24 protein-coding genes and 1 pseudogene are annotated in these 25,163 nt (G+C 59.5%); 10 read left to right on the top strand and 15 right to left on the bottom strand.

The annotated features are described in order from the left end of the window. Positions 1–184 precede the first annotated feature (184 nt). Together ACL2XN_RS03565 and ACL2XN_RS03560 are read left to right on the top strand one after the other, a co-directional pair. The gene (locus ACL2XN_RS03565; RefSeq protein ID WP_410014706.1) at positions 185–1,537 is read left to right on the top strand and encodes an MFS transporter; all 1,353 of its coding nucleotides are present in this window, start codon (positions 185–187) and stop codon (positions 1,535–1,537) included. Between the two features lies 1 nt (position 1,538). Further along, the gene (locus ACL2XN_RS03560) at positions 1,539–2,231 is read left to right on the top strand and encodes a cyclase family protein (RefSeq protein WP_413728190.1); all 693 of its coding nucleotides are present in this window, start codon (positions 1,539–1,541) and stop codon (positions 2,229–2,231) included. 96 nt (positions 2,232–2,327) lie between these two features. Here ACL2XN_RS03560 and argE read toward each other — a convergent pair whose 3' ends face one another. From argE to ACL2XN_RS03515, 9 genes are all read right to left on the bottom strand, one after another. Further along, complete coding sequence (gene argE, locus ACL2XN_RS03555) at positions 2,328–3,476, bottom strand: acetylornithine deacetylase (RefSeq protein ID WP_413730303.1); 1,149 nt, start codon at positions 3,474–3,476, stop codon at positions 2,328–2,330. Between the two features lie 141 nt (positions 3,477–3,617). Next, complete coding sequence (locus ACL2XN_RS03550) at positions 3,618–4,028, bottom strand: RidA family protein (RefSeq protein ID WP_410016801.1); 411 nt, start codon at positions 4,026–4,028, stop codon at positions 3,618–3,620. A gap of 73 nt (positions 4,029–4,101) precedes the next feature. Next, a complete protein-coding gene (locus tag ACL2XN_RS03545) occupies positions 4,102–4,854 on the bottom strand; it encodes an amino acid ABC transporter ATP-binding protein (RefSeq protein ID WP_413723029.1) in 753 nt (250 codons plus the stop codon). Continuing rightward, the gene (locus tag ACL2XN_RS03540; protein ID WP_410014702.1) at positions 4,847–5,509 is read right to left on the bottom strand and encodes an amino acid ABC transporter permease; all 663 of its coding nucleotides are present in this window, start codon (positions 5,507–5,509) and stop codon (positions 4,847–4,849) included. Before ACL2XN_RS03540 ends, ACL2XN_RS03545 begins: the two co-directional genes overlap by 8 nt. Then, entirely contained in the window at positions 5,506–6,180 is a 675-nt protein-coding gene (locus ACL2XN_RS03535) for an amino acid ABC transporter permease (RefSeq protein ID WP_410014701.1), read from the bottom strand. The genes ACL2XN_RS03540 and ACL2XN_RS03535 overlap by 4 nt, the downstream gene beginning before the upstream one ends. Continuing rightward, positions 6,180–7,634: an MmgE/PrpD family protein gene (locus tag ACL2XN_RS03530; RefSeq protein WP_413730302.1), complete on the bottom strand. Its 1,455-nt coding sequence runs from the start codon at positions 7,632–7,634 to the stop codon at positions 6,180–6,182. Before ACL2XN_RS03530 ends, ACL2XN_RS03535 begins: the two co-directional genes overlap by 1 nt. A gap of 131 nt (positions 7,635–7,765) precedes the next feature. Beyond that, positions 7,766–8,551 carry a transporter substrate-binding domain-containing protein gene (locus ACL2XN_RS03525; protein WP_410014699.1) on the bottom strand — a complete coding sequence of 262 codons (786 nt, stop codon included), beginning with the start codon at positions 8,549–8,551 and terminating at the stop codon, positions 7,766–7,768. Between the two features lie 81 nt (positions 8,552–8,632). Beyond that, the gene (locus tag ACL2XN_RS03520) at positions 8,633–9,601 is read right to left on the bottom strand and encodes an agmatinase (RefSeq protein ID WP_410014698.1); all 969 of its coding nucleotides are present in this window, start codon (positions 9,599–9,601) and stop codon (positions 8,633–8,635) included. Between the two features lie 48 nt (positions 9,602–9,649). Beyond that, positions 9,650–10,525, bottom strand: a complete 876-nt coding sequence (locus ACL2XN_RS03515) for a MurR/RpiR family transcriptional regulator (RefSeq protein WP_410014697.1) — start codon at positions 10,523–10,525, stop codon at positions 9,650–9,652. 14 nt (positions 10,526–10,539) lie between these two features. Between ACL2XN_RS03515 and ACL2XN_RS03510 the strand changes: the two genes are divergently transcribed. From ACL2XN_RS03510 to treA, 7 genes are all read left to right on the top strand, one after another. Continuing rightward, a complete protein-coding gene (locus tag ACL2XN_RS03510) occupies positions 10,540–10,806 on the top strand; it encodes a hypothetical protein (protein WP_413730300.1) in 267 nt (88 codons plus the stop codon). 145 nt (positions 10,807–10,951) lie between these two features. Beyond that, positions 10,952–11,704, top strand: coding sequence for an IclR family transcriptional regulator (locus ACL2XN_RS03505; protein WP_410014695.1), 753 nt, complete (start codon positions 10,952–10,954; stop codon positions 11,702–11,704). A 65-nt stretch (positions 11,705–11,769) separates the two neighbouring features. Further along, the gene (locus ACL2XN_RS03500) at positions 11,770–13,359 is read left to right on the top strand and encodes an OPT/YSL family transporter (protein ID WP_413730299.1); all 1,590 of its coding nucleotides are present in this window, start codon (positions 11,770–11,772) and stop codon (positions 13,357–13,359) included. A gap of 67 nt (positions 13,360–13,426) precedes the next feature. Continuing rightward, positions 13,427–14,356, top strand: coding sequence for a DUF1177 domain-containing protein (locus ACL2XN_RS03495; RefSeq protein ID WP_413730298.1), 930 nt, complete (start codon positions 13,427–13,429; stop codon positions 14,354–14,356). 11 nt (positions 14,357–14,367) lie between these two features. Further along, positions 14,368–15,048 (top strand): AroM family protein, encoded by a 681-nt coding sequence (locus ACL2XN_RS03490; RefSeq protein ID WP_413723034.1) that lies wholly within the window; start codon positions 14,368–14,370, stop codon positions 15,046–15,048. A gap of 63 nt (positions 15,049–15,111) precedes the next feature. Continuing rightward, on the top strand, positions 15,112–15,822 hold the full coding sequence (gene pepE, locus ACL2XN_RS03485) for a dipeptidase PepE (protein WP_413730297.1): 711 nt from the start codon (positions 15,112–15,114) through the stop codon (positions 15,820–15,822). 538 nt (positions 15,823–16,360) lie between these two features. Next, positions 16,361–18,049 (top strand): alpha,alpha-trehalase TreA, encoded by a 1,689-nt coding sequence (gene treA / locus ACL2XN_RS03480; protein WP_413730296.1) that lies wholly within the window; start codon positions 16,361–16,363, stop codon positions 18,047–18,049. Between the two features lie 83 nt (positions 18,050–18,132). Here the strand turns inward: treA and ACL2XN_RS03475 are convergent, their stop codons facing one another. The 6 genes and pseudogenes from ACL2XN_RS03475 to ACL2XN_RS03450 all read right to left on the bottom strand — a co-directional run bounded on the left by ACL2XN_RS03475 (position 18,133) and on the right by ACL2XN_RS03450 (position 23,020). After that, positions 18,133–18,735, bottom strand: a complete 603-nt coding sequence (locus ACL2XN_RS03475; RefSeq protein WP_410014689.1) for an SIS domain-containing protein — start codon at positions 18,733–18,735, stop codon at positions 18,133–18,135. Positions 18,736–18,769: 34 nt separating this feature from the next. Continuing rightward, on the bottom strand, positions 18,770–19,498 hold the full coding sequence (locus ACL2XN_RS03470; protein ID WP_413730295.1) for a 3-deoxy-manno-octulosonate cytidylyltransferase: 729 nt from the start codon (positions 19,496–19,498) through the stop codon (positions 18,770–18,772). Between the two features lie 23 nt (positions 19,499–19,521). Next, positions 19,522–20,019 (bottom strand): hypothetical protein, encoded by a 498-nt coding sequence (locus ACL2XN_RS03465; RefSeq protein ID WP_413731071.1) that lies wholly within the window; start codon positions 20,017–20,019, stop codon positions 19,522–19,524. Between the two features lie 159 nt (positions 20,020–20,178). Next, positions 20,179–20,529: pseudogene (locus ACL2XN_RS03460) on the bottom strand (alcohol dehydrogenase catalytic domain-containing protein); the annotation flags it as partial. Next, positions 20,526–21,857: an aspartate aminotransferase family protein gene (locus tag ACL2XN_RS03455; protein ID WP_413728183.1), complete on the bottom strand. Its 1,332-nt coding sequence runs from the start codon at positions 21,855–21,857 to the stop codon at positions 20,526–20,528. The pseudogene ACL2XN_RS03460 and the gene ACL2XN_RS03455, both read right to left, overlap by 4 nt. A gap of 14 nt (positions 21,858–21,871) precedes the next feature. Next, positions 21,872–23,020 (bottom strand): sialidase family protein, encoded by a 1,149-nt coding sequence (locus ACL2XN_RS03450; protein ID WP_413728182.1) that lies wholly within the window; start codon positions 23,018–23,020, stop codon positions 21,872–21,874. Positions 23,021–24,027: 1,007 nt separating this feature from the next. On the opposite strand from ACL2XN_RS03450, the gene ACL2XN_RS03445 reads away from it, so the two are divergent. Next, positions 24,028–25,071, top strand: coding sequence for a LacI family DNA-binding transcriptional regulator (locus tag ACL2XN_RS03445; protein ID WP_413730294.1), 1,044 nt, complete (start codon positions 24,028–24,030; stop codon positions 25,069–25,071). Positions 25,072–25,163 lie beyond the last annotated feature (92 nt).

The raw sequence follows: 25,163 nt of genomic DNA, 5'->3' as shown, positions 1-25,163 counted from the left end.
AACCCGCGCGGGCGGGTTCGCGGCTTATTACGTATCGTCGTTGACACAATATTTATTTCTGTTCTGCCTATAGTGAGAGTCCCCGTTTTTTGCATAACCCAAAACGTCCCAGGCAGTCACCGCAGTCCCCGAAGTGAAGTTTGACCCTGCAATATAATAAAAATCATCGTGAGGAAAATTCAGAATGCACCATCAAGACAGCGATACCACCGCCCCCGGCGGTCATCAGTCCCCCTCAGGGCAGCAACCCGATAACGGCGGCGGTTTTCGCCGGTTCCTGCCGAAGGCGCATCCGATATCCTGGTGGATGCTGGTCATTACCACCCTGGCCATCCTGATGAACTCCATCGACCGGATCATCTTGCCCACGCTGCTGCCGGCTATCATGAAGGATTTCAATCTTAGCGAAATGCAGGCCGGCTGGCTCAATTCCCTGAGTTTTATCGGCACGCTGCTGGGCGCGGTGATTTTCGGGATATTTTCCGATTATATCGGCACCGGCTACAAACGCTGCTATAGCTGGACCGTGGCGGTATTGTTCGAAGTGGTCGCCGGCGTCGCCACCGCCTTTTGCAAAACCCTCGGCGCCTTCCAGTTCCTGCGGGTGATGATGGGCATGGGCACCGGCGGCTCCGAGCCCATCAACGTCGCCCTGCTCGGTGAGTGGTGGCACAAGGAAAACCGCGGGTTCGCCATCGGCGTGCATCATACCGGCTTCCCGCTCGGGCAGTTTATCGGGCCGGCGCTGATTGCGCTGATCCTGGCCTTCGGCACCTGGCGGCAGGCCTTCCTGTTTATCCCGCTGATTGGCCTGAGCATCGTCGTGCTGCAGTTTTTTGTCGGCACGCGGAAAAACCAGGATAAGGTCTATACCTGGATCAAAGACAATAACCTGACGGTGCCGATTGAGGACCACCGGCAAAGCCGGCCCAGCAACCTCAGACATACCCTGAAGGAATCCTTTTCCTGCCTGAAGAACCGCAACTGCCTGCTGGCCATCGCCCTGATTTTCGGTTTTACCTGGGCGGAGATGGGCATCGCCAATTTCCTTACACTGCAGCTGACGCGTGAGGTGGGGCTGGACCTCTCCACCGCGGCGATTATTTCCGGCGCCTCCGGCATTACCGGCTGGATTGGGCAAATTTTGTGGGGCGGTTATTCCGATATCAAAGGCCGCAGGATTTCACTGTGCGTCATTATCCTGGGATGGATCCTGGCGGCGGCGCTGTGCATGTTTATTACCTCCGCCACCGTCGGCTGGATCATCCTGATTTTCTGGGGGCTGTTTCGCAATTCCCCCTATCCGGTGGCCTACGCGCTGCTGATCGATTCGGCGCCCCAGGCGGCGGCCTCGAGCATGGGTTTGATGATCGGCCTGGCGGTGGGCATCGCGGGCATCCTGGTGGCGCCGACGGCCGGATGGATTATCCATCACTTTGGCTTCGACGTGCATTATATGGTGATCGTCGGCGTGCTGGCCCTCTCCTGTATCCCGCTGTTCCTGATCAAAGAAACGGTCAACGTGAGGAAAATGTGATATGAATACTGAACTGGCCGAGCTGTTGCTGAAGAAAGATATTATCGAGCTGAACCATCTCTATGAAGAATTGATGCCGGTCTGGCCGACCCATCCCAAATTCCATACAAGCAGCGAGGAGACCATCGCCGGCGGCGATGGCAATTATAATACCCTGCTGCATATGGGCGATCATTGCGGCACCCATGTGGATGCGCCCGCCCATTTTATCGCCGGCGGCGCCACCATCGAGACCGTGGCGGCACGGCGGTTAATCGGCCGGGGCATCAAGATTGATGTTTCTTTTCTGCAGCCAAGCCAGGAAATCGCCCTGTCCGCGATTACGGCCTGGGAGGCGCAGAACGGCGCTATCAACGCCGGGGATATCGTGATATTTCGCACCGGCTATGATAAAAAATGGCGCAACAGACCGCACCACCAGGCGTTTATCGCCGATTGGCCCGGACTGTCCGCCGACGGCGCCCGCTATCTGATCGATAAAGGCGTCAACGCCATTGGCACGGACGCCATGTCGTTGGATGCCTATACCAACGCCGATTATCCCTCCCATCACATCGTGCTGGGCGCCGGCGCCTTGATTATCGAAAACCTGGCCAATCTTGACGCCCTGCCGCAGACCTTTTTATTCCTCGCCCTGCCACTGCGCATCAAGGGGGGTTCGGCCTCGCCCATCCGGGCCGTGGCCCTGGTGTGACGGCGCCGGCGCGGCAATGCCTGTTTATCGCCGCGCCGCGCACAGCCTAATTAATGTCTCAGATCAAGGCGCAATAGCCGCTCTCCCGCTGCCTGCTTAGCAGCCCACCACCTTGCCCAGGAACGCCTGACAAAGTTCCAGCTGTTCGAGGGTGACATATTCATCGGCTTTATGCGCCTGGGCGATGGACCCCGGTCCGCACACCACCGTCGGAATACCCGCCTGCTGGAACAGTCCCGCCTCGGTGCCGAATGACAGCGAGTCAAAAGACGCCTGTTCCAGCGCGCCGGCACAGCGTTGTTTGAGCTCATCGGTGGAGCCGTCGTCGCGCAGCCCGGGATATTCCGACTGTAGCTCCAGCCGGATATCCGCGCCTTCAGCCACCTCGCGCATCGCGGGCAGCAGCTCCCGGGCCACGTTATCCAGCGCGTTTGCCAGCAGGTGGTGGCGGGTGTGCGGCAGCGGGCGGATTTCAAAATCGAACTCGCACCGATCGGGCACCACGTTGACCGCGCTGCCGCCGTGGATGGTGCCCACCTGTACCGTTGACCAGGGCGGTTCGTAGCGGGCGTCGGTATCGCCGTCGCGCCACAGCCGTCCCTGGTTGCGCAGGAACAGAACCAGTTCGGCGGCGTAGTCAATGGCATTCACGCCCAGATGATTTTGCGAGGAGTGCGCCGCCTGCCCCTGCACCGTGCAGCGCCAGGCGCTTTTCCCCTTATGGGCGGTGGCGACGCGCATCAGGGTCGGCTCGCCGATAATACACCCGGTGGGCCGTGCCCGATCGCGCGCCAGCTCGGCAAGCAACCCGCGCACCCCGACGCAGCCGATCTCCTCGTCATAGCTGATGGCGATATGCACCGGCCTGGCATCGGCGGCCCGGGCGGCCTGGATAAAGCGGGGCACCATCGCCAGTACGCAGGCCAGGTAGCCCTTCATATCGGCGCTGCCCCGGCCATACAGACGCTGGCCGCGCCGGGTAAGGACAAAGGGATCGCTGCTCCATGGCTGACCCTGCGCCGGCACCACGTCCGAATGGCCGGACAGGCAGATACCGCCCCGATCAACGGGGCCGATGGTGGCGTACAGATTGGCGCGCTCGCCGTCGGCGCTGTAAACCCGGCGGCTGGCAATACCGTAACCGGCCAGATAGGATTCGACAAAATCAATCAGCGCCAGGTTGGAGCGGCGGCTTAGCGTCGGATAACCCACCAGCGTCGACAGTAGTTCTATGACATCGCTCAATTACGGCTCCTTTGGTTTCACGGCCTCGGGCCGGCGTTAACGCCGCTGCTATCAAGGCGTTCTACCCCGCGCGCGGCGTGCTTATGATGACGGGGCGCCCCGCCTTTTGCTGCGCGGCAACCGGCCAGGCCGCGGGGCAGGTTATGATTTTACGGCGATAACATCGATCTCCACCCACCACTCCGGGCGCGCCAGCGAGGTGATCATCAGCCCGGTGGATACCGGGAACACGCCTTTCAGCCAGCGGCCCATAATGTTGTAGACCGTCTCGCGGTAGCGCACATCGGTCAGATAGACCGTAATCTTACAGATATCCTCAAGCTTGCTGCCCGCTTCTTCCAGCAGCATGTTGATATTGTACATGGCCTGCTCGGTTTGCGCGGCCACATCACCCTTGCCCACCGATTCGCGGGTATCCAGGTCCTGGCCTATCTGGCCGCGCAGGAATACCATATTGCCGGCCACCACGGCCTGGCACAAATCGTTATCCAGATTCTGCTCGGGATAGGTTTTCTTGGTATTGAAGGGGCGGATACGGGTGTGACTCATGATGCGTTCTCCATTGTTGCGATTTTAGGTTTGTGGCCGGAAAGCCCCCGGCCGGGAATGGCATTCGCCCGGCGTTTCACGCCAGGAACTGTTTTAACTCCGCGGTGCGCGGATGATCGAAAATGTCCTCGGGGGTTCCCATTTCATGGACGCGCCCCTGGTGCATAAACACGATGCGATCGGCGACCTTGCGCGCAAAGCCCATTTCGTGGGTGACCATGATGATGGTCATGCCGTCGGCGGCGAGCCCCTCGATCACCTGCAGCACTTCGCCCACCAGTTCGGGGTCGAGGGCGGAGGTGATTTCGTCGCACAGCAGCACTTCGGGGTTCATCGCCAGCGAGCGCGCAATCGCCACCCGCTGCTGCTGGCCGCCGGAAAGATTGCCGGGCCAGGTGGCGAATTTCTCTTCCAGGCCGACGCGTTTTAGCAAAACGCGCGCCGTGCGCTCCGCCTGTTCGCGCGGCATTTTTTTCACCAGCGTCGGCGCCAGCATGACGTTTTTACCCACCGTCAGGTGCGGAAACAGGTTAAAGCTCTGGAAAATCATGCCGACGTTTTGGCGCAGCTCGCGCATGGCGGCCGGGTCATGCTGCCGGATGGCCTGTCCATCCACCGTCAGCTCGCCCTCCTCAAAACTTTCCAGGCCGTTGATGCAGCGCAGCAGCGTGCTTTTACCCGAGCCGCTCTTGCCCAGGATGCAGACCACTTCCTGGCGTTTAATCTGTAAATCGATGCCCTTGAGCACCTCATTGTCGCCAAAGCGCTTGTGCAGGCCGCGAATATCGACCACCGCGAAGGCGGTGTCCGCAGGAGTACTATCAGTCATGTCCGTCGGCTCCCTGGATGAGTTGTTTTTCTAAATGCCGGCTCCACCAAGACAGCGGAAAGCACAGGATAAAATAAAGCGCCGCGACGCTGCCGTAGACCAGGAACGGGGCAAAGGTGGCGTTGGAAATAATTTGTCCCGAGCGGGTCAGCTCGACGAAGCCTATCACCGACGCCAGGGCGGTGGCCTTCACCGCCTGGACCAAAAACCCCACCGTCGGCGCCACCGCTACCCGCAGCGCCTGGGGCAGGATGACGTAGCGCAGCTGTTCGCCAAAGGTTAACGCCAGGCTGGCGGATGCCTCCCATTGCTGGCGGGGAATACTCTCCACGCTGCCGCGCCAGATTTCGGTAAGATAGGCGCTGGCATACAAGGTCAGGCACAGACTGGCGGCGAACAGCGGCGAGGTGTCGACGCCCAGCAGCGCCAGGCCGAAATAAGTCAAAAACAGTTGCAGCAGCAAAGGCGTGCCCTGGAACAGATTGACATAGAGGATCACCAGCACCTGCAGCCAGCGCCGGTGCGACAGCCTGAGCACCAACAGGATGGCGCCGACGATGCCGCCGCCGGCAAAGGCGATGGCCGACAGGCCGACGGTCCAGCGCAGCGCCAGCAGCAGGTTGCGGTATATGTCCCATAAAGAGAAATCACTCATGATTTTTTCCCAAGCGACGGTCCGAAGATAAACCGCGGCCCCAGCCAGCCGAGGAACTGGCGCACCATCACCGCCAGCGCCAGGTAAATCACCGCGGCGACGATAAAGGCTTCGAAATTGCGGAAAGAGCGACTGGCGATCAGGTTGGCGCTGAACGACAGTTCCTCGGTGGATATCTGGCTGCAAACCGCCGATCCCAGCATGATGATAATCACCTGGCTTATCAGTGACGGCCAGACGCGCGACAGCGCGGGCGGCAGCACCACGCGGGTAAAAATCTGCCAGCGGTCCAGCGCCAGGCTCTGGGCGGCTTCGACCTGGCTGCGCGCCGTGGCCTCAATGCCGGCGCGGGTGATCTCGGCCGCGTAGGCGCCGAGGTTCAGCACCAGCGACAGTACGCTTGCGGTCACGGCCGACATATGCAATCCCAGGGCGGGCAGGCCGAAAAAGATAAAAAACAGCTGCACGATATACGGCGTATTGCGCACCAGTTCGACATAGCACCCCACCGCGAAACGCAGCCAAACGCCGCCGTGGGCCCGCGCCCAGCCGCAGGCGATGCCAAGCAGCAGTCCAAGCAGCGTGGACACAAGCGTCATGGCCAGGGTGACCAGCGTACCGCCAAGCAATAGCGGCCATTGCTGCAGAATCGGGGAAAAATCAAAAACCATTACCCATGCTCCTTTGGTGTCGGTTCCGCCAGGGCCAGCGTCGCCACGTCAGTCATAACGGGCAGCCGCCACAGGCTCGCCAGCAGTTGTCCGGCCGCCTGCGGCGCCAGGCAGCGGGCGGCGCAGCGCAGAAATTTATCGCCCAGGGCCCGGTCTTCCAGCGGGCGGGCGGCGCTGCCGGCGGCCTTGGCGACAAAACACTGCAATTTAGCGCCGTCGCGCAGGGTTATCGTCACGTCCGCGCCTTCCGGGGCGTCGGTGAACAGCGCAGGGTCGGCCCAGCGCGCGCCGCTGGTCATGCTCACCCGGCTCATCAGGTCAATGAGGGTCTTATCCGTCATCAGTCCGTCGTCCAGATGGTCCAGGGTCAGTTCGCCGAACAGTAACGACGCCGCGATGGCGAAGGGCAGGCTAAACTGCGCTTGCTGGGCGGTGCGCGGCTGCGGGTAGATCAGGTTCGCCATGACTACCGGCGGCACGTCGCAGGCGATGCCGGCTATCTGGTCCGGTTCCAGCCGGTGGCGCCTCGCCAGATCCAGCACGCCGTCCACCGCCGCGTGTGAGGAGAGGCAGACCGGGATGCGTTTAACATCCACTCCCGGCGCCAGCAGGCACCAGCGTCCGTCCCCCGGCGCCAGCCATCCGGCGTCAAGTTCGCCGTTGTTGCACAGGGCCGCCAGTCCGTAGCCATGGGACAGCGCGCCGGCGGGACCGTTCGCGCCCTGTTGCGCCAGCAGCGCCGCCGTCACGCCGCCCTCGGCGGCGCGCCCCGCCAACAGTGGTTTGGCGTCGCTGCCAAACGCGCATTTCATGCCGCCGGCGCCGGCAATCGCCAATCCTAACGCATGCGCGGTGGCGTCCACATCCAGCGCCAGCAGTTTGGCGGCCGCCGCGCACGCGCCGATGCCCCCAAGCAGGCCGGTGGTCCACCAGCCGCGATCGTAAAGGGTGCGGCCAAGGGCCATGCCGACGCGGTACTGGCACTCCGCCCCGGCCACCAGCGCGGTCAGCAACGCCGCGCCGTCGGCATGGCGCGCCTGCGCCACCGCCAGCGCCGCCGGCGCGATCACCGCCGAGCCATGGACAAATCCGGCATAACAGTTATCGTCAAAATCGAGGGCGTGGGCGGCGACGCCATTGGCAAACGCCGCCGCCGGCGCCGCAAGACGCCGGGAGGCGCCCGCCACCGCCGCGTGGCCGTCGGCCGAGGTCTGCGCCGTTAACCGCCGGGCGCGGCCGGCGACGGGGGTAACCGAACCCGCCAGCATCACGCCCAGGGTGTCCACCAGGCAGCGCAGCGCCACCCGGCTCACCGCTTGCGGAATCTCCCCGGGAACCAGGGCCGCCACCCACTGCGCCAGCGGCCGGGTGTCGCCCGGCGCGGCAACTTCTACGGCCGCCCCGCCGGGTTTATCACCCCGCTCTGGCCAAATCGGATTACCTGTCGTTGTCATAATGTCCGCTCCTGCCGTGGCCTGTTGGCGTCGTCAACCAGCCGGGCCCGCCAGGATCCGCTGGTGTTCATCAGACCCTGCGCCGGTGCGCGCTCCGTGGTCATCGTCATGCCGCGCGCCGGCATCCCGTTTTATTCCGGCAGGTCGCCCGCCGGGGCGCCCAGCCATTTTTGCGAAATCTTATCCAGGGTGCCGTCGGCCTTGGCGGCGCGCAGGATTTCGTTGACCTTGGCCAGCAGGGCGGGTTGGTCTTTTGGCAACCCGACGTAACAAGGCGAATTGGATAAAATTACCTTCAGGTGCAGGTCCAACTGCGGATGCTTTTGCTTCATCGCGGCGGCAACCGTGGTGCCGATGGCCACCAGTTGCGTCTGGCCCGACAGGAAAGCGGAGATGGTGCTGTTATTATCCTCAAAGCGTTTTACCTGCGCGTCCGGCGCCAGCCGGCTTAGCTCTTCGTCCTGCATTGAGCCGCGGGTCACGGCGACGGTTTTACCGGCCAGTTCGCCGAAGTTGGCCGCCTGGGTCTTGTCGGCGCCGAAGACCGCGTCAAAAAACGGCGCGTAGGCGATGCTGTAGTCGATAACCTTGGCCCGCTCGGCGGTTTTGCCCAGCGACGAGATGGTCATGTCCGCTTTACCGGTTTGCAGGTAGGGCACCCGGTTCGGTCCGGTAACCGGCACCAAGATCACCTTGGCGCCCAGCTTTTGCCCGAGCAGATTGGCCACGTCGATATCCAGCCCCTGCGGCGCCATATCGCCGCCTACGTACCCATAGGGCGGGTAATCCACCGGCACCGCCACACGCAGCGTTTTCTGGCTCATGATGTTATCGAGCACATCAGCGGCGTTGGCCGCCGTCAGGGTAAAAGCGGCCAGCGCGCCCATCAGCAGCGCTATCACGAAGTGTCTTTTCATAACGATTATCCTGTGTAGACGAAAAAAGGAACCAGGTCCGGCGCCGCATCCGCGCCGGCGCCGGCGGTAACGACTTAAGTGTTATTTCCTGAAATACCCCGCCCTCACCGCCATGCCGATCAGGTTGACAAAAAAACGGCAGGCGGTAATGGCGGTAATGCCGTTAAGGTCTTTTTTCGGCGTGATCTCAACGATATCCATGCCCACCACCCGGCCCTTTTTCACCAGGCCGTGGATGATTTTCCGCGCCTCGCAATAGGTGACGCCGCCCAGGGCCGGGCCGTTGACGGCAGGCATAATAGTAGGATCGATACCGTCCGCATCGAGGGTAATGTAGTAGTTTCCGCCGTCGGGTATACGATCGAGCACCGACTGCGCGCCCTCATCGTGCAGTTCGTGGGCGGTAATAAGATGCGCGCCATACGCCAGCGCGGCGTCCACTTCCTCCTGGCGGGCCGAGCCGTTGGCGCGCAGGCCGATCTGGAAAATTTCGCCGATATGCGCCATTTCCGAGGCGCGGCGTATCGGGCTGGAGTAACCGTCGGTCACGCCGTTAACCTCCTGGCGCCAGTCCAGATGCGCATCAATATGGACCAGGGTAATGGGGCCCAGGGTGTCAAGCGCGCGCAATACCGGAATGGGTATGCCATGGTCGCCGCCTATCACCAGCGGCATGCCGCCCAGGGAAATGATTTTGCGCACCACCGCTTCGGCGGCGTCATAATGGCCGCCCAGTTCACGCGCGTCGCCGGCGATATCGCCGCAGTCCACCATCCGGATTGGCTGGTTGTCCATCAGCGGGCCGCCGATGTCGAAATCATAGCGCTCGATGCTGCGCACGGCGCGATCGGTGGCCTGGCGCACGGCGGTGGGCGCATTGGTCTGGTCGTTGGTCACCTCATCGATGGAGTAAGGCGAACCGTAGGGGATACCCAGCACGGCGATATCCACCGACTCCAGGGTATTGAGGTCGGTAACCACTTCCGAATACAGCAGGCTTTTATGGCCGTGTTTCGGCGCGGTGGTCAGTTCCGGTTTATAGCGGGTCATAGTCATGTCCTGTACTGGTTGTCTAAAAACGTGGGTAGCGGCGGCGGGTCAATCCACGCTCCACCACTCCCCCATTGCCCATAGCGTTTCCTCGGTCTCGCTGACCAGGGCGCGTACATCCACTTTCGAGGTGGCGGCCATCAGCGCCACCAGTAATTCGCTCACCATAAAGGCAGGCGTTATGGTGTCGAAAAAAGAGGCGGTCTTTTTTTTCACCAGGATGGTCTCACCGGCCAGACGCGCCACCGGCGAGCTGGCGTTATCGCTGATGGCGACGATTTTCACCTTTTGCTGGGACAGGTAGCGGGTCAGGGCCACCGTGCGCCGCGAATAAGGCGACAGGCAGGAGACCAGCAGGGCGTCTTTTGGTCCGAGAGTGCGCATCAGCGCCATGACGCCGCTCTCCCCGGCCCCTTCCACCAAATGGACGTTATCCTTGAAGTAGGACGCCACATGGCAAAAATGAAACGCCACCGGGAAAGACGAGCGCAGGCCAAGACAATAAATATCCCGCGCCTGCGCTAGGATGGCGGCGGCGCGCACCATGGCGGCAAGGTTGTCGTCCCGGCAGGATGCCTGGATATGCCCGGCAGTGGTGTTGGCCAGCTCCAGCAGCAGGGAAGACTCGCCCACCTTCTGTTTCATTTCCACCAGCGCCGGCACCCTTGAGCCGTATTCATAGCCTTTCGCGCGCACCGCGTTGACAAAAACAGCGCGGATATCGTCATACCCTTTGAGTCCAAGGCGCTTGGCCAGCCGTGTCATGGTGGAGGGCGGGATCCCTGCCAGCCGCGCCTGTTCACGCATGGACATCACCGCCACTTCCTGCGGGTGATCCAGGACAAATCTGGCCGCCAGCCGCACCTGTTTCGGCAGGGACTCGTACTGGGCATTAATAGCCTGAGTGAGCGTGAGCTGATCCATAAAAGGGGTCCGTAATGCCTATCGTCTTAAGCATGATTGCAACAGGTATGCCAAAAATGATTACTAATGATTCAATTGATTCATTTTCGCGGCGGCAGGTACGGCTGGCGCAGGGCGCCGTCGGGAAGACGATGCGACAAAATGATTACTTTGATTCATTTTCGCGCCAAATTAATTTTTGCCGCGGGTGGCGCGACGGCGGCATCGCTTGGGCACGCCGCACCGATGCCCGGCTTAGCGGGGAGCCGGCGCCTCATGATGGTGCAAAAGCACCTAATTAGTGCATAGCCTTTTACATGGAATATCGCCAAGAAGCAGGCCTCTAAAAATATCCAATATTTATCAATTAGATATAATTTCAACGCTACTGGCACGCCCTTTGCTTATCTTATATAACGGGACCGAGTTCCATTTTATGAGATAAGCATGAGCATACTGAACAGTACCGCCGCGATTTTGCGCCTGATGAGCACCCTGAAACGCGGCGTGACGGTGACCGATTTGGTCGAACATTTGCAATTCCCCAAAAGCACCGCCTCCCGCGTGCTCAAGCAACTGGCCGAAGCGGGCTTTTTGGACCGGGACGCCAGCTCGCTCGCCTATCAGCCCGGGCTGATGCTGCTGGAAGTGACCCATCTGGTGCGGCGCAATTCCTCATTAACGGATCTTATCGAACAGGCGCTGCGCGAACTGTGCGGATTAACCGGGCATACCGGTTACCTGTCGGTGCTTGACGGCAACGATGTGCTGGTACTGCGCGTTATCCCAGGCGTGCACGCGCTGCGGGTGATCCGCAACGCGGGATCCCGCTCGCCGGCCTGGGGCACCTCCACCGGCCGCGCGCTGCTGGCCCGGCTGCCGGATACCCAGCTGAACGCCCAGTTCCGCGCCGTGCTCTCGCCCGCCAACGACCTGCCGATGCATTTCACTCAGCTGATGGATCGGCTGGCGGTCGTGCGCCGCTGCCATTGGGCGTCGGCGGTTAACGAAGCGGTGGCCGGCGCGGCGTCGGTCAGCTGCGCGGTGGGCGACCCCCACAGCGGCGAAACCGTGGCGTTTTGCCTGACCTTTCCGGCCTCGATGGCGGATGACACGGAAATCCAGCGTCTTTCCCGGCTGTTGTGCGCGGCGGCGATGCAAATCGGCAAAAAGGTCGGCGACCCCTACTGGTTTCGCTAACCGCCGGACGCAGGGTCCCGTGGCCGCATTTCGCCGTTATTTTGCTTTATTTTCAGGAGTGGTTTATGTCACATCGTCAGCATCCCAGCAGCTTTAACCCGGGCACCTTGCTGTTTCTCACGGTGCTCAGCATCTTTGGCGCGGTCATCGGCATCCAGCTGCTGACTACGCTTGGCGTCACGCCCAATACCTCGATTATCGGCGCGCTGGTGGCGATGATCATCGCCCGGGTGCCGCTGCAGCTGTTCAAACGTTTCCGCTCCATACATATCCAGAACCTGGCGCAAAGCGCCATTTCATCCGCCACCTTCGGCGCGGCCAACAGCTTGCTGCTGCCCATCGGCATTCCTTATATTTTCGGCCGGCCGGATCTCGTGCTGCCGATGTTTATCGGCGTTTCGCTGGCCATGCTGCTGGACGGTTATCTGCTCTACCGCATGTTCAACACCACGGTATTTCCGGCCGCCGGCGCCTGGCCGCCGGGCGTCGCCGCGGCGGAATCCATCAAGGCCGGCGATCAGGGTGGGCAACAGGCGGGCATTCTCGGCGCCGGCTTGCTGATAGGCGCCGTCGGTTCCTGGTTTAAGTTCCCCATGGCGGCGCTGGGCACGGCGTTTATCGGTAATATCTGGGCGTTGTCGATGTTCGGCGTCGGCCTGCTGATCCGCGGTTACAGCCTGCCGTTAACCGGGTTCGATATTAATAAAAACTATATTCCCCACGGCATGATGATCGGCGCCGGCCTGGTGGCGCTGTGCCAGGTGATCGCCATGATCCGCGGTAAGAAACTCGATCGTGCCACCGCCACCGCCGATGCGCTGAGCGCGGCGGACGCCGACCGCCGCCATATTCTCGGCTCCCTCGGGCTTGGCGCGGCAGGGTATATCCTTATTGCCGCGCTGATTGCGCTGGGCGGCGGGCTGTATACCGCAATGCCGATGGGCATGTTATTGGCCTTTATCGTCTATGCCGCTTTCGCCGCGTTTATCCATGAACTGATCGTCGGCCTGGCGGCCATGCATTCCGGCTGGTTCCCGGCTTTTGCCGTGGCGCTTATTACCCTGATTATCGGCATCATGATTGGGTTTCCGCCGGTGGCGCTGGTCATGCTGTGCGGTTTCTCGGTGGCCACCGGGCCGGCGTTCGCCGATATGGGATACGATCTGAAAGCCGGGTTTATCCTGCGCGGCAATAACGCCGATATCGCTTTTGAGCTGGAAGGACGCCGCCAGCAGCTGTTCGCCGCCCTGATCGCCTTTGTTATCGCCATGCCGGTGGTCTACCTCAGCTACCAGGGCTACTTCGCCAAGGGGCTGGTGCCGCCGGTGGCTAAAGTGTATGCCGCCACCATCCAGGCCGGCGTGTCCACGGACATTGCCAAATCACTGCTGATCTGGGCGGTGCCGGGCGCCCTGATCCAATGGATAGGCGGGTCTTCGCGCCAGTTGGGCGTACTGCTGGCCACCGGCCTGCTGATTGCCAATCCGCTGGCCGGGTGGGCGGTATTGATCGGTATCGCCATACGCCTGGTGGTGCTGCGCCTTGGCGGTGAGCAGCGCCGTCATCAGCTGGAGGTCTTTGCCGCCGGACTGATTGCCGGCGATGCCCTGTTCAGCTTCTTTAATTCGGTTTTTTCCGGCAAGAGCGGTAAATAACGCGGTATCCGCGGGCCATGGCGTTTTTGCAACCCGGGCTATCCTGACCCTTCGTTGAGAGATATTTATGACTTTATTACAGACCCTGCACGTATTTGAAGCATTCGACTCCGCCTTTGCCAGCGGGCAGACGGTGGCGCAACTGCTGGCCGGCTATCCCGCGGCCCAGGTCAGCATTACCGAAATCAGCGGCCCCAAGGGCAAAACCGATTTCGTCAAAGTCGTTATCCCCGGCACCCAGGGGAAACGCGGCGGCGGCGCGGCTCCCACGCTGGGTATTGTCGGGCGTTTGGGCGGCATCGGCGCGCGCCCTACCCGCATCGGCCTGGTATCCGACGCCGACGGCGCCGTAGCCGCCATCGCCGCCGCCGTTAAGCTTGCGCATATGCAAACCCAGGGCGATAGCCTGCCCGGCGATGTGATCATCACCACCCATATTTGCCCCGACGCGCCGACCCGGCCGCATGAGCCGGTGGATTTTATGGATTCGCCGGTGGAAACCGAAGAGATGAACGCGCAGGAAGTGCTGCCGGAAATGGACGCGGTGCTGTCCATCGACACCACCAAGGGTAATCGTATCATCAACCATAATGGGTTTGCCCTGTCGCCCACGGTGAAACAGGGCTACATCCTGCGCGTGGCGGAAGATCTGCTGCGCATTATGGAAATGACCAGCGGACGGCTGCCGGTGACCTTTCCCATTACCACGCAGGATATTACTCCCTACGGCAACGGCGTTTTCCATCTCAACAGTATCCTGCAGCCGTCCATCGCTACGGCGGCGCCGGTGGTGGGCGTGGCCATTTGCGCGCAAAGCGCGGTACCCGGCTGCGGCACCGGCGCCAGCCAGGAAACCGATATCGCCGCCGCCGCCAAATTCGTGGTGGAAGTCGCCAAGGAGTTTACCCGCGGCACCTGCAGTTTTTACGATAGCGCCGAATACGCCCGCCTGTTGGAACTGTATGGTTCCCTGGCCCATTTACAGCAACGTCAATAAGCGAGGTCGTTATGTCCGCAACCTTACTGGGTACCCTGACCATCGGCCAGGCGCCGCGCGCCGATATTACCCCTATCCTGACCGAGCACCTGCCCGCGGGGGTGGAATGCATCCATCTGGGCGTGCTCGACGGCCTGGATCACGCCACTATCGCCCGGCGCTTTCCCGTCCGGCCCGGCGAGGCGGTGCTGACGACCCGGCTGCTGGACGGCAGCGCCGTGATCCTGGGTAAAAGCGCGGTTCGCGAGGCGGTCCAGGCAAAACTCAATGAACTTGAACATGTGGGCTGCCGCACCATCGCGCTGTTATGCACCGGTGAATTCCACGGTCTGGGCTGTGGGCAGGCCTGGCTGCTGGAACCCGATTTGCTGGTGCCGCCGGTGGTAACGGCGCTGACGAACGGGCGCCAGGCCGGCATCCTGGTGCCGTTGCCCGAGCAGATGGCGAGCGAAGGCGCAAAATGGCGCGCCCTGGCGCGTCCGCCGGTGTATGCCGCCGCGTCGCCGTACAACAGTACGCCGCAGCAGTTGACCGCCGCCGCCCTGGCGCTGAAGACCCAGGCCGCGGACGTGATTGTCATGGACTGCATGGGCTATACCGAACAGCATCGCCGGATAGTGCGTGAAGCCACCGGCCTGCCGGTGATATTATCGAACGCCCTGTTGGCCCGCCTGCTGGCCGCCCTACTGTAGCCATGGAAGCCATGGCGCCGCGACCGGCAAAGCCGCCATGGTAATTCATTAAGGAGTGGATGTATGGAACTGCTGTTACTGAGTAATTCGGTGCTGCCCGGCCACGGCTATCTGGCCCATGCCGTCGATCCGATGCGCGCGCTGTTAAAGAACCGCCGCAAGGCGCTGTTTGTACCTTTTGCCGGCGTCACCGTCGCATGGGACGATTATACCGCCAAGGTACGCCAGGCCATGGCGCCGCTGGGCATCGAGCTGACAAGCGTACACACGCTGGATGACGCGGCGGCGGCGGTCGCCCGCGCCGAGGTGATTATCGTCGGCGGCGGCAATACCTTTCATCTGCTGAAATGCTGCCGCGAGCGCGGGCTGCTGGGGGCCATCACCGAGCGCGTGCGCCAGGGCGCGGCCTATATCGGCTGGAGCGCCGGGGCCAACCTGGCCTGCCCCACGCTGTGCACCACCAATGATATGCCGATCGTCGATCCGGGCGGTTTTGCGTCCCTGGGACTGGTGGACTACCAGATCAATCCCCACTATACCAATCAGTTGCCCGCCGGACATCAGGGGGAAACGCGCAACCAGCGTCTGGCCGAGCTGCTGCGTGCCCGGCCGGAGATGACCGTGATCGGCCTGCCGGAGGGCGACTGGCTGACGGTCGCCGACGGCGAGACGCGGCTGGCGGGGCCTTACGACGCGGTGTTGTTCCGCGCCGGCAGGGAGCCGCAGACGCTGAAACCGGGCGCCGCCCCGCTTGACCTTGCCATAACGCGATAGTCGCCGGTGCGGTTGTCCATTACCGGCCCCGCGGGCTGGAGCCGGGCAGGGTTGCCCCTGCCGGCTGGACACCCTCCGGACCGGCTTAACGCTTATCCTGTGGTCAGGGAATATTCGCCATGAATAGTGCGGAATTATCCGTTAAGACGTTAAGCGATTTATGACCTGCAAACGCTGAGAAATATTCATTATATTTAATATTAATAAGAAATTATTTTCCAGTAAATTACAATAACATGTTCGCAAAATAAATACTCTTATCATTATTATACCCGCGCCGCCGATCTGATGAAACATACGCAACAATAAGCGGATACCGCAGGAAAAAATAACTCAACGATAAAAGATATAGAGTGCTGGAAATAGAATTATCCCGCCAATACTTTGAACCAGCCCCCATTTTTGGTCAAATATCCCATCGCCGGCGTTAAATCCGGCTAAAATTGCTAAATCTTGTCTATTCAAAGGCATAACAATGCCCTCCCCGCGCCGCGGCCGGTTCAATGGCGGGCGGCGCCCTATTCAAAAGGAGATACCCATGCTGGCGCCTTATTCAGTTGGATTAAGGAACATACTGTTGGCGATAGTTCTGGCGGCCGGTGCCGGCCCCGCCGTTACCGCCATGGCCGCGCCCCAGCCGGTCGAGTCCGGTCCCCTGGCCCCCGCGGCGGCGGTGCTGCCGCCCGATATTCTTTTTGGGCCGTTGTTCGAGGCGGTGCAGCAGGCCAGAATTTTCCCCGATCAGAAAACCTTTGCCGACGCGGTGCCGCGGGAGAACCCCGCCGCCATCCTGGCGCAGTATCAGGATCAGCACGCCCAGGCCGGGTTCGATCTCAAGCGTTTTGTCGCGACCCATTTTATCCTGCCCAGCGAAGGCAAACCCTACCAGCCGCCTGCGGGACAGACCCTGCGGGCGCATATCGACGGGCTTTGGCCGGTGCTGACCCGTAAAACCGATAGCGTGCCGCCCTTTGATTCACTGCTGCCGCTGCCGGAAAGCTATGTGGTGCCCGGCGGCCGCTTTCGGGAAGTGTATTATTGGGACAGTTATTTTACCATGCTGGGCCTGGCCGAAAGCGGCAACTGGGAACGGGTCAAAAACATGACCGATAATTTCGCGCATGAAATCGATACCTACGGTCATATCCCCAACGGCAACCGCAGTTATTACCTGAGCCGCTCCCAGCCGCCGTTTTTCTCGTTTATGGTGGAACTGCTCGCCGCGCAGGAAGGCGACGCGGTGTATGCGCGCTACCTGCCGCAGCTGAAAAAGGAATACGACTACTGGATGCGCGGCGCCGACGGCCTCGCCAAGGGCGCCGCCGCCGAACGCGTGGTGCGCCTGGACGACGGCAGCCTGCTTAACCGGTATTGGGACGATCGCGACGTGCCGCGCACCGAGTCCTGGATGGAGGATATCGCCACCGCCGCCAGGGCGAAAAACCGGCCGGCGGCGGAAGTCTACCGCGACCTGCGCGCCGGCGCCGCCTCCGGCTGGGACTTCAGCTCGCGCTGGCTGACCGATCCCCATGATCTCGCCACTATCCATACCACCGACATTATCCCGGTGGATCTGAACGCCCTGCTGTTCCATCTGGAACAGACGCTGTCCCGCGCCAGCAAGGCCGCCGGCGCGTCCGGGGACGAACTGCGCTATACCCGGCTGGCCGACGCGCGCAGCCACGCCATCAACCGCGTGCTGTGGAACCAGCAGGACGGTTATTACACCGATTATGACTGGCGGCAGAAAAAAATCACCCGCCCGATCACCGCCGCCACGGTATTCCCGCTGTTTGTGCGTATCGCGCCGCGCGAGCGTGCGGTCAGCACCGCGCAGGCGGTGCGCGACCAGTTGCTGAAAGAAGGCGGATTAACCACCACCACCGTCAATAACGGCCAGCAATGGGATGCGCCCAACGGCTGGGCGCCCCTGCAGTGGGTCGCGGTACAAGGGCTGCAAAATTACGGCCAGGACGCCCTGGCGCAGTCCATCGGCACCCGTTTTCTTAAAAATGTGCAAAATCTGTATGACGCGCAGCACAAGCTGGTGGAAAAATATGTGGTCGAAGGCAAAGGACTGGGCGGCGGCGGCGGCGGCGAATATGCGCTGCAGGACGGCTTCGGCTGGACCAACGGCGTCACGCTGAAACTGCTGGATGCCTATTGCGGCGCGCTCACGGACTGCAAAAAACACGATCCGGCAGCGGCGGCGCAGCCGGCGCATTAACTGCCGGGAGCACGCCGGAAGGCGTGCTTCAACCACCAGCACCACGCTATCTCTGATGCAGGGCGAAGGGGTAAAAGGGAGGATTACCTTGCAGCCAACAGCGCGCCCAAATGGCCCGCCGGATGGTTTTTGGAAAAATCCTGCGCGGAAAATCCTCTCAATTCCATAAGCGCAATGGCCATGGCGTCCCCGATAGCAAGCGTGGCGCTCGCGCTCACCGTGGGCACGATATCATAGGAACAGGCCTCGCCCTTGATATCAAAGGCAATGGTAATATCCACACTTTCCGCCAGGGGTGAAAGTCTATTCCCCGTTATCGCTATTATCGGTACGCCGCGTTCATGTAAAATAGGGACAAGCTGCATGATTTCATCGGTTCTGCCGCTATATGAAATTAAGAGAATAATGTCATCAGCGGTAATCATGCCCAAGTCACCATGTTTCGCTTCAACCGGATGGATAAAAAAACTTGGTGTGCCTATGGATGACAGGCTGGAACAAATTTTACGCCCGACATGCCCGCTCTTCCCTACGCCCAGGATAATGACATGGCCGGTGGACGCATGAATTAAATTAACCGCCTCATAAAAGCCGGAGTTGCCGAGTGACGAGGCTATCGCATATAACGCATCGGCTTCTTTAACCATAACCCTGCCGCCAATATGCAGTATCGCTTGCTTATCCATATATTTCTCCTCCTGATAACATGATGGCGCGGGCTCAGACCAGGAGACTGCGCGCTATATTAAGGTCATCCAGGGTGTCAACGCCCAGGGGATTGACATCCACAATGGAAATATCGATGCGCATGCCGTGCTCCAATGCCCGCAGTTGCTCCAGTTTTTCCCGCTGTTCCAGCGGACTGGGCGGCAGTTGGGAAAAGCGGGTCAAAGCATCGCGCCTGTACGCATACAGACCTATATGGTGATAATGCTCGCCGCCGCCCCAGGGAATAGTGTTGCGGCTAAAATAGATGGCCCGTCCGGCCTTGCTTCCCGGCGGCATAGAGACGGCCACCTTAACCACGCTATCGGAAAGCCGCTCGTTCGGGGCGGCGATAACCGATGCCAGCGTCGCCACTTCGGCGCCGGGGCGGCGCAGCGGCGCCACCAGCGTTGTCAGCATCGTGGGATTGGCCGTGGGCATATCTCCCTGCAGGTTCACGATCACCTCATATTTGCCTGCCGGGTCGACAGCTTCCAGTGCGGCAAATACCCGGTCAGACCCGCTGTTAAGCCGTGGATCGGTCATGACCGCCTCACCTCCCACGTCGCGGATGGCCCCGGCAATCGCTTTATCGCCGCAGGCGACAATGACCGGCCCAAGATCGGCTTCTATGCCGCGCCGCCAAACGTGAACAATCATAGGGAGGCCGTTAATATCGGCCAGCGCCTTGTTCGGTAGCCGGGTTGAGGCCAACCGGCTGGGAATAATCGTGACGATATTCATATTATCCTCGGTTGAATCGCGCTTTAAAGCTGCTCATGCGTGATGATTTTTTTATTGGATTTAATTTTCCCATAATTAGCAAAAACATTATTAATATCCTCAAGCGAATGAAAACTCAGTAAATTATCATGCTGCGTACTCCAATTATCCGCCAGCAGCGCCGCGGCGTCGGCCATATGGATACTATCGCCATTCAGATGACACAATATGATTTCAGGCTGTTTCCAGGGTAATCGTTCTGGAATAAACGGCTCATCGGCATGGTATCTGCTGAGCACCACCAGCCTGGAACATTTATCCAGTAGATCACAAGCCTGGCGAAAGCCACGGGAAGCGCCGGTCGCTTCGAATATAAGTTGAAAGCGTTGCCCGGCCATGGGGGCCTTGATTCGGTCCGGATACAGGCTTCGTAATTGGTCGACTTTATAATCATTATGATCATGGATATAAACATCGGCCCCGGTGATTTCGAGCAGCGCGAAAATAAGCAAGCTCCCCAACCCGCCGCAGCCCAGCACCAATATTTCGCCTTTACGGCCCGATACATTGCTTAACGCCACGGCATGAAGCGCCACCGAGAGGGGCTCTACAAGCGCGCCGATATGATCTTTCCGGTAAGCGGGTAATTTATGGACGTACGAATAATGGATGTCTATGTACCCGGCATACCCACGGTTGGTATAATGTTGCTCACCGCCCCTGACGCAAAGATGGCCTTTTTTTTGCCGGCAATAATGGCATTGACCGCAGCGAAAGTTGGGGTCGATAACCACCTGGCTGCCTGGCTGCAAGTTGATTACGCCGGCGCCGGCGGCTTTGATCACACCGCAATGTTCATGCCCTAACGATACGGGATAGCCTTCGTTCCTGTGGCCCAGATAAAATGATTTATCCGTACCGCAAACGCCGCAATAATTTATTTTTATCCTGACATAACCAGGGGCGACCTCTTCCTCAAGCTGACGGCTGGCAAAAGAAAACCGCCCCGGCTCCAGTAGTATCGCTACGGTATTTACGCACGCTCCGCTCATGCGAGCCCCCCCGTCTGTTCCAGCGCCGCAACCGCGGCGGCGGCTTGCTCAAGGGTGTAGTCGATATCAGCGGCGCAATGGGCCGTGGAGACATACCATAGTCCCTCGGGGGTAATCCTGACGCCCCTCGCCTGCAATGCCGCATGCCACATGACGAGCAGCGGATGGCTGAGTTCACGCCGAGCTGTACGATAATCGCGGGCAACCGCCGGCGCTGCCCGAAAAGTGGTGGTCACCGCGCCGGGACTTGCCCTGACTTGCAGGGGCAACGCCGTGCCGTCGGCAATGTCTTGTAATCCCGCCCGCAGCGACTCACTCAGCAGATGAATCCTAGCCAGCTCCGCGCCGCCGTTATCGGCGAGTATTTCCAGGTTAGTTATTGCGCCGGCAAGGAAAGGCGGGAACGCATTATAGGTACCGGTATGCAAGGTTTGGGCGCCGGCAAGCAATCGCATATACTGTTCTTTACCGCCGACAGCCGCCAGGCAAACCGGACCGCCCAGCGCCTTGGCGAAAGTGGCGATATCGGGGATTACGCCATACCTGGCCTGGGCGCCGCCTATAGCTGTCCTGAAACCCGTTTGGATTTCGTCGAATATCAGCGGAATACGGTAGTGGTCGCACAGCTCCCGCATTCTGGCGAGATAGTTTTTTTCCGGCAGGATATTGCTCCAGAAGCTGTTAAACATGATGGGCTCGGTCACCACCGCGGCGATATCCCCGGCCTGGCTGGCTAACACGCGCTCCAGCGCGTCGGTATCGTTCCAGCGTAACGCGAGGATATTACCGGCGTCGCCGGCGGGTTGCCCACGCGACATGGCTAACAGGGCGCCGGTATCTTGGGCGGTGTCTTCCGGGGTACTGAATCCCCAGGCGATATTGTCGAGCCAGCCGTGGTAATGCCCCTCGAAACGGATGATTTTTTCACGGCCGGTGGCGGATCTGGCCAGGCGCAGCGCGACATGCACCGCCTCCGAGCCGGAATTGCAAAAGCGGACCATCTCCGCGCCGGGCACCAAGGCTTTTATTTTTTCCGCCAGGACAATCTCCAGTTCGGTTTGCCCGGCGAAAAATTGGCCCGCCTGATATTGCTGCGCAATGGCGTCAAGGATACGGGGATGGGAATGACCGGTAATTAACGGCCCCCGGCCCAGGACATAATCTATGTATTTATTTTCATCGACATCCCATACATATGCCCCTCGCGCTTTTTGATAGAACAGGGGGTGCGGTTGCCAGTTGGCCCGATTATTACTGGACACGCCTCCGGGAATAACATTCGACGCTTTTTTATACAGCGCGTCGGAAATGGCATAATTCATGCTCATTCATCCTCCTTTTGCTAAATCACCAGTGACCGAAAGTCTTTGATAATGTGAAATGTGATTAGGTTGGTATATTGCCCATTTTTTGCAAAGCAATCGCCGGATCGCGCCACCAAAAATATGTCCTGTCCTGAAATGACAAAAGAGGGGTAATTCCTGGCGTGATATTCTGTTTCACCTTTGCTGATAACGCTCGCCTGCACCCAATCAATGCAATTGGATGAATAATAAAGCCCTAAAATATTTCTTTGGTTCGACGGTAAATTATACCTTCCCTGCGGCGTGGCGGATAATTTACACATTGAGTCTGTGATTATTGAAGATGCCATCCAATACAAGTGGGTGAGGGTGTCGTATGTGATAAAAAATTTCAGGCTGCCGCCGGGAAACGGGATAAACGATAATAACTTGCCCGACGGCGCGGTAACGACCTGCAGGGCGATACCGCCGTCCCGCTGCTCCACCGCTTTAAGCACCGCGGCATAACCGCTGCCGTTGGTATTGGTGCGCATGATGATGTAAAGCGTTGCATTCGCGGGATCGTGCCAGATATGTTTAGGATCCGTTATTCGGACCACATTCCCCTCAAGCCAGCCTGGCGGGGAGGCGTTGATGGTCGGCATCAGGGATCGTGGACCGGCGGTTTCGGAAGGATAAAAGGGAATACCAAAATTCTCCCCGAAGCTCGCCGCGCAATAGTTGAATTTTTCGTTAAAGGAAAAACCGGTGGAAAATGTCCAGGCCGACCTGTCCAGCAGATTATCACGCCCATTGCCCCGCAGTACGACCGGCGTCAGCCCCGCGACGTTCCAGCCGGATATGCCCAAATCGGTTCTTAAATCCATGCACATATAGATAGCGCCGTTTTCCTGCAATATATTCGTCGCAGAACCATGCCACAATTGATTGCGGGTCAGTGCCGCCGGCGCCGACCACGTCAAGCCGTCGTCCTGCGATCTGATGATATAGAGATCGCCAGCGTTGCCGATAATGTAAAGGCAGCCCTGGCATTCGAACAGCCGCGCGTGCCAGAAGGGAAAGGATCCCTGCTCAGCCCAGTGCCGGCCCTGATCGTTGGAAATAAATATTTTACCTATGCCGCGGCGTTTTGTACGGCTTCCGTTGCTGGCTTCCTGGTTATCCAGGCCGGGGCCACCGAGATCCATGGTCACAACCAGCCTGCCGCTGGTCGTTTTTACTATTGAAGGGGTATAGCACCAAAGCCGGGTTGGATTGTTAGAGCGATAAATAATACGCCCATTAGAGTCAGTGTTATCCATAGGTCTGCTCCATGCCATAATCGCATCCTTTAGCGCACTTGTTATTACATTCTTATTGCATTATTTGATACATTCTTATTACGCTCGTTGCTGCGCATCAAAGAACGCTTAATAGTTTTATTTATTATTATTGGAAACCATGTTCAAATTAAACACATGTGGAATAATTCATGTGGAATATTTTAATGACGCATCTAAAAGCATTAAATAATATATCTATAACAGCCTACGCGGCGCGCTGATAAAAAATCATCAGCGTCAGCCACTCCACTCTGGTACATTTTTCTGGTTAATGTCAATATGTATTGATGAAATATATAAACAGTTACTCAACCCGATTAATTTGATAAGGACATAGCGCCCCGCTCATCCTCATTTTATGATATTGGCGCCATATCTCATTGCCAAAAAAGCGCTCGCGGTAAAGATGCGCAGCGGCTTCGCATACCTTAGCCGTAAAGCAAACGTTGACACTTCCGTCGATAACGGCGCCCAGCACAGGCACCCATAATAAGCGGCATGTTCCCCAACGGCCCGCAGATTGAGCAGAATAAGGGCGGGGAACGCAGTCAGCAGTCCGGTAACACCGGTGGCGCCGGCCCGTCTCAACCATGGCGATGCTTTTATCTTTAAGCGGCAGGCCGCCGACGGTGCTTCAGTGCGCTATTCCAAAATGATTCAAGGGAATGCAAGAGGCTGATATTCTTCAGAAGCAAGCCGCATAAATAGCCCCCGCCGCTGATACTCCCATGGCAATGTGTTACTCTTTTACCGGTAATGTCCAAGACGCCTTTTATTGCCCAATGATGGCCTTGCCATGGCGGCATGCCAGGATCAGGGGTTGGGTAAAGGCAGTATTTTGGCGGAAACGGCAGTTAAACAAGACGGTAATTATGGTAAAAAAATCCACTAAAAACGCCGCCAGCGCGTCGGCGCAAAGTCCCACCCTTATCGATGTCGCCAGGATAGCCGGCGTTTCCCCCATCACTGTGTCGCGCGCCCTGAACCGCCCGGAGCTGGTCTCCCCCGCGGCCCAGGAAAAAGTCTTCGCCGCGGTGCGCGCCACCGGATATGTGCCGAATATGCTGGCGGGAGGGCTTGCCACCAGCAAAAGCCGGCTGATTGCCATTTTTGTCCCCACCATCGCCAACTCCATTTTCGCCGATACCGTGCAGGCGCTGATGGACAGCCTGACCGCCGAGGGTTACCAAACCCTGCTGGGCCTGACGGGCTATTCCAGCGAGCGGGAGGAGCAACTGCTCGACGCCATTCTGGGCCGCCGCCCCGACGGTATCGTGCTGGCGGGCACGCTGCATACCGATGAAAGCCGCGAGAAGCTGCGCAAAGCGGGCATACCGGTGGTGGAGATTTGGGACTTAAGCGACGCGCCCATCGATATGCAGATCGGTTTTTCCCATGAGCAGGTGGGTATCGAGGTGGCGAATCATTTATTCCAGCGCGGCTACCGGCGCTTCTCGCTGCTCACCCTCGAGGACGCGCGCGGCTTACGCCGCAGCCGCAGCGTGATAGCCGAACTGGCGTCCTGCGGCGTGCATGACGTTTCCATCGAGATTATGCCGGCTCCCGCCACGCTGGCCTCCGGGCGCGAAGGGTTAACGCGCATTCTGGCGCAGCACGGCTTACCCGAAGTTATCGTGTGCAGCTCTGACACCATCGCCGAGGGGGTGCTCGCCGAGGCGGCCAGCCGGGGAATCCGGGTGCCGGATGAGCTGTCGGTCATGGGTTTTGGCGATCTGTCCAGCGCCGCGCAGGTTTTTCCCGCCCTTTCCACCGTCAGGGTGGACGGCGCCAGGATCGGCCTGCTGGTCGCCCAGGCGCTGCTGGTGCGTTTTAACGCTAAAAACCAGGAGCCCGCCCCGTTGCGCATCGACACCGGTTTTAGCCTGATCGAACGCGGCACCACAAAATTAATATGAATTGGCTCACAAATAACAGGTCTTTTTATTGAATGATTGCGCAATCATATTAGCATGATCGGTGTCAGTCATCGGACCTGGTGTTCCCGCGA

Source organism: Sodalis sp. RH22, assembly GCF_047324165.1.
Classification (GTDB): Bacteria; Pseudomonadota; Gammaproteobacteria; order Enterobacterales; family Enterobacteriaceae; genus Acerihabitans.
This window is presented reverse-complemented; position numbering and strand designations above follow the sequence as displayed.